The sequence below is a fragment of the bacterium genome (genome assembly GCA_035703895.1).
Taxonomy (GTDB): domain Bacteria; phylum Sysuimicrobiota; class Sysuimicrobiia; order Sysuimicrobiales; family Segetimicrobiaceae; genus Segetimicrobium.
Map to the genome: position 1 here is coordinate 1 of DASSXJ010000162.1, position 5,044 is coordinate 5,044.

A 5,044-nucleotide genomic window follows, 5' to 3' on the forward strand; every position below is an offset into this window, starting at 1 on the left:
GGACGCCGCGGGCGTCGACCGCGCCACCCTGATCGCCTGGTCGGGCGGCACGAATCATGCCGTCATGCTCGCGGCGGAGTATCCCCAGCGTGTGACAGGGCTCGTCCTGATGGGCGGCGCGCCCAGTCAGGCGGCGGGTGCAGACCGGGAACAGCGGCGCCAGAACGTCTTGAAGCTCTTTCATGCGCAGCACGAGCGTTACACGGGGTGGGCCAAGTTGAACGCCAACTACTTCCGGCTGGACTTTCCGGGGTGGCTGGAGTTCTTCTTCGCCCAGATGCTCCCCGAGCCGCACTCGACGAAGGCCATCGCCGACGCGTTCGCGTGGGGGCTCGACGGGGATCCCGAGGTCCTGATCCGAACCCGAGACGAATGGTGGAGCCGGACATCGTTCCCCGAGCTCCTGAGTCGCATCCAGGCCCCTACCCTACTCATCCATGGAACCGATGACCGGATCGCGGGGTACGCCGCCAACGCCCCGTTCCTGCATCGGGCGATCTCCGGATCGACGCTCGTCACCCTTGAAGGCTCCGGCCACGCCAGCCACCTGCGCGACTGCGTCCGGGTCAACCGATTGATCCGCGATTTTGCCACCCCGCCGCCTCGGTCTCGGACGTGGAGGCACGCGCTCGTGGCGAAGCGGAAGATCCTCTGGGTATGTTCGCCGATCGGACTGGGCCACGTCCGGCGGGACCTTGCGATCGCCCGCGAGCTGCGGCAACGGCGGCCGGGGTTGGAGATCCACTGGCTGGCGGCCGAGCCGGTCAAATCCGCAGTGGCGCAGGCGGGGGAGATTGTTCATCCGGCCAGCGAGCGATTGTTGAATGAGTCAGCGCACGTGGAGGGGCGCGCCGGCGAGCACGACGTGAACCTCTTCCACACGGTGTGGGACATGGATGAGATCTTGACGGCGAACTTTATGACGTTCGCCGACGTGGTCGAGCACGAGCGCTACGACGCCTGGGTCGGGGACGAGGCGTGGGAGGTGGACCACTACCTCCACGAGAACCCGGAGCTGAAGACCGCTCCGTTTGTGTTCCTCACTGACTTTATCGGGATGCTGCCAATCACCGGATGGGAGTCGTACGAGGGGCACCTGTGCTGGCACGCGAACGCCGAGCACGTTGAGCACGTCGCGCGGTACCCGCGTGTCCGGGACGTGGCCATTTTCGTCGGCGACCCAGAGGATGTGCTCGACGAACCATTTGGGCGCGACCTGCCCAACATGCGCGAATGGGCGCGCGCCCACTTTGAGTTCAGCGGCTACACTCTGCCGTTCGACCCTGAGGACTACGGCGACGTCGGCGCGGTGAGGCAACGCCTCGGGTACACCGGCGAGGAGGTCCTGGTCATCGCGGCGGCCGGGGGCACCTCGGTAGGCCGCCACCTCCTCGACAAGATCGTGGAGGCCTACCCGGCGATGGCACGGGCGATCCCCCACCTGCACCTCGTCGTGGTCGCCGGGCCCCGGGCGCCGCTCGAAGAGCGGCGGCAGGACGGGCTCGAGGTTCGGGGCTACCTCCCCGAGCTGCATGAGCACCTCGCCTGCTGCGACGGGGCGCTGATCCAGGGCGGATTGTCCACCGGGATGGAGCTGATCGCGCTCAGACGCCCGTTCATTGCCTTCCCGCTCCACAACCACTTCGAGCAGCGGCTTCACGTGGCCAGACGCTTCCGGCGTTTCGGCCACACGGCGCAGATGGATTATCATGAAATCACCCCCGAGGGCCTGGCCGATGCGGTGCGCCGTCAGCTGGCCGTGCCCGCCGGCTACACGCCGGTGGCCCGCGGGGGCGTCCAACGAGCCACAGAGATGGTCGCGCGCGTTTTAGGATAGACACGTCCAACACAAGAAAAAGGAGGCGAGCGATATGGATCTCAAACAGATGAACCTCAAGAAGGGGAAATGGGTGGTCGCGAACTGCGGCAAGTTCCCGAGTGAGAAGAACTGCCAGCTGGTGATCATGGCGCCGGAGTCCCAGCGCCAGGACTTGATCGAAGCGGCGGCAACTCACGCGGCGAAGACCCATGGGCACGAGAACACCCCGCAGCTGCGGCAGGAGCTCAGCAAGATGCTGGACGTCGTGGAGGTCTGATCGCGCACGGAGACACAACGGCAGCGCAAGGCGTAAGACGGCGCAAGACCGGGCAGGAGGCCTGGTCTTGCGGCTTTTCTTGGGCCGCCGCCCCGTGCCCGGCGCTCGGGTGGATACAACGGATTAGATCATTCGAAGGGTCCGCCTGATCGTCGGTTTTCTCGCTCTAACGAGCCGCAACATTATCCATTCGAGAGCAGTGAACCCCCGCGCCACCCTCGTAGACTCTACTCCGAAAGACGATACATCGATGCGTCCGATTACGGGTGCCGGCCTTCGCGCTATCTATGCGGAGCCGGGTGCAGCCCGATCGGGACCGGTCAAAACGTGGAGTGGACGATGCGTGTACACAGGGAAACAGGGTTTTCATTGATAGAAGTGATCATTGCCTTAGCGCTGATGGCGATTGTCCTGACGTCCGCGTGGGGCTGGGCGGGTTCCGTGAGCAAACGTCGCCTGCAGAACGCGGCGTACCTCATCGAAGGCGATCTGCGCTTCGCCCAGCAGATGGCGGTTGCCAATGCCGGCACCGAGCCCCAGGTGGAAGTCTGTTTTCGATCGGACGGCTACGATCTCTACTCTACGTCTTACGGCGGCAACGATCCGCTCAACATCGACCTGACCAGCTACACAGTGACGCAAGGGTCGCCGTTCAAGAGCGTGAACCGCGGGCAGGAGTACGCCGCCGGAATCCAGATCACCCCGCCGAACGCGGGGACGGTGGCGTGCTCCGCCGACGCCACCCGAACGGCCGTCGCGTTCCGGTCATCGGGGCAGCCCATCTTCGGTGATTCGAGCTCCCATGCCATCACCGTCACCCTGCGCGGCCGGTCCTACCTGGTCACGGTCCAACCATACACAGGCCTCGCGGCAGTGACCGCGCCGTGAAAATTCTCCGGAGGAATGCGCACATGGTTCGCACCCACGGCAACGGTTTGAGGGGCTTCTCGACCCTGGAAGTCGTGATCGCCCTGACCCTGATCGCGATCGTCTCGCTGGTGTCGTGGGCGTCCACATCGCGCATCACCAGTTTCAGTATCGTGGCGCTGGGCCTGATCGGAGGGCACACCCCCACGGCCCAGGAGAAGCCCGCGCGGCTCTACACGATTGCGACCGAGTGGGTGCAGGCCGAACTGGAGTACGCCCACCAGCTCGGGTATGAAGGCATGTGCACCTCGGCCAGCTGCACGGTGTACGTCCCGTCCACAGATTGCACCGGGGCGCAGACGCAGGCGGCCCCATTTTCCGCAGGGCCGTCCCAACCGGCGGAGTTTCCCTATGGCCGGATCGTGGTCTCCTGGGATCCGAACACCCCGGTAGACTCCAGCACAACCCCGTCGACGAATTACTTGCAGCTCATCGAGGTGGACGTCTACCGGACCCAGGCCGATTGCCAGAACCAAACGTCGTATCTCACCGGCTACACATCGGTGGGGATTCGATGAACCACGCAGAGGAGATGCAGATGCCCCGGCCGAGATGGTGTGGAGAACGCGGCACTTCCTTTATCGATATCATGGCTGCCCTGGTACTACTCGGGACGATGTCCTTGGGCGTCTTCTTGGCCTTCCGGGCGGGCCTGACCAGCTGGCTCACAATCCAGCAGTTTGCGGGCGAGCAGCAGAACGGTCGGGTTGCCGTTAACCAGGTGGGACGAAGCCTGCGCATGCTCGGATACAACTACGCCACCACCGCCACCAGCCCGGCGGTGATCTACGCCGACCCGCACGAGGTGGATTTCTTCGCCGACCTCGACAACACCGGGACCGCACAATGCTATCGATTCTACTTGAACACCGGAACCGTGTATCAGGCCAAGGTCACCGGGAGTGGGTGCAACGCGACCATCAGGTCCACGGTCGGCCAGCCAATGACGGCCACTGCCGAAGCCAAGGTCCTCACGTTCACCGAACTCGATTTCTCCTACTGGAGCGCCGCGGACCTCGGAGGGGGGCAACTGACCGATAACCCCCTGACCCTCAACGACCGCAGCCTCATCCGGCGGGTCGGGATCACCGTGAAGGTGCGGGGACTGTCCGCCGGTGAGAATCCGGTCACGATCACCACGCACACCGTTGTGCGGCAGGGAGGGTAGGCATGTCGAAGCCTCGAGCCCTTGGATCCGAATCGGGGATGGCGATGCTGCTGGCCATTGCCTTCATGGTGGTGATGGCCCTCATCATCGTCGCCCTGTCCAACCTCACCATCTCCGAATTAGCCACTTCCCATACGCTTGAGAAAGGGGATCAAGCCTTCGCCATCGCCGACGGGGCGATCGAACGCGCCATCGCGGTGCTGCGTCTGGACAAGGACTGGAGCGCACAGGCTGGCGCCACCGCGAATCTCGACCCGGCCGGGGCCGCGTTCAAGCCGCTGGTGGACCAGTTCCAGCCCGGTGGGGGAAACGCCATGAATCAGGCGTTTCCGTCGGCCGCTCCCGTTGGCACGTACAGCATCGAGATCCGAAAGGTGGCCGCCGATCCGACCAACAATATCTCGATCCGCGCGCTGGGCTCGTTCGGCGGCGTGTCGCGATCTATCGAGATTCAACTCCATCGATTGACCCCCGCGGACTTCACCACCTATTCCGCCGGTACCTACTCCGCCCTCAAAGGCGGGGGCGGCAACGTCACGATCCACGGGTCCGCTTACTTCTATTCGGACCTCCTCATCAAGGCCGTCCAGACCGGATTCTATAACGATCGGGCGATCAATGTAGGCGACGCGGCGCCCTTTGAGAACCAGCTCTTCGTGCGGGGGACGCTGGACATGTCGAAGGGCAACGCGACCATCGGGACGGCCTCGCAACCGATGTGGGCGGTCCACGCGAACCATATCAACAACCCGTCCAATAACATCCACACGTACGAGCTCGACAACGTCGTGCCGGTGATCACGTATCCGAACGTCGCCGGCTACATCAACTGCCTGACCGGGCAGTCGGGATG

At 64.2% G+C, this 5,044-nt stretch carries 6 protein-coding genes; all 6 read left to right on the plus strand.

The window, feature by feature from the left end:
- Positions 1 to 1,837, plus strand: a 1,837-nt coding sequence (locus VFP86_11550; GenBank protein ID HET9000274.1) for an alpha/beta fold hydrolase, incomplete at its 5' end; no start/stop codon positions are given.
- 34 nt (positions 1,838 to 1,871) lie between these two features.
- The gene (locus VFP86_11555; protein ID HET9000275.1) at positions 1,872 to 2,096 is read left to right on the plus strand and encodes a DUF1059 domain-containing protein; all 225 of its coding nucleotides are present in this window, start codon (positions 1,872 to 1,874) and stop codon (positions 2,094 to 2,096) included.
- Between the two features lie 441 nt (positions 2,097 to 2,537).
- Entirely contained in the window at positions 2,538 to 2,984 is a 447-nt protein-coding gene (locus VFP86_11560; protein ID HET9000276.1) for a hypothetical protein, read from the plus strand.
- Positions 2,985 to 3,007: 23 nt separating this feature from the next.
- Complete coding sequence (locus VFP86_11565; GenBank protein ID HET9000277.1) at positions 3,008 to 3,541, plus strand: hypothetical protein; 534 nt, start codon at positions 3,008 to 3,010, stop codon at positions 3,539 to 3,541.
- 20 nt (positions 3,542 to 3,561) lie between these two features.
- The gene (locus VFP86_11570; GenBank protein HET9000278.1) at positions 3,562 to 4,191 is read left to right on the plus strand and encodes a hypothetical protein; all 630 of its coding nucleotides are present in this window, start codon (positions 3,562 to 3,564) and stop codon (positions 4,189 to 4,191) included.
- 2 nt (positions 4,192 to 4,193) lie between these two features.
- Positions 4,194 to 5,044: hypothetical protein (locus VFP86_11575; protein ID HET9000279.1), on the plus strand; the 851-nt coding region annotated here is incomplete at its 3' end.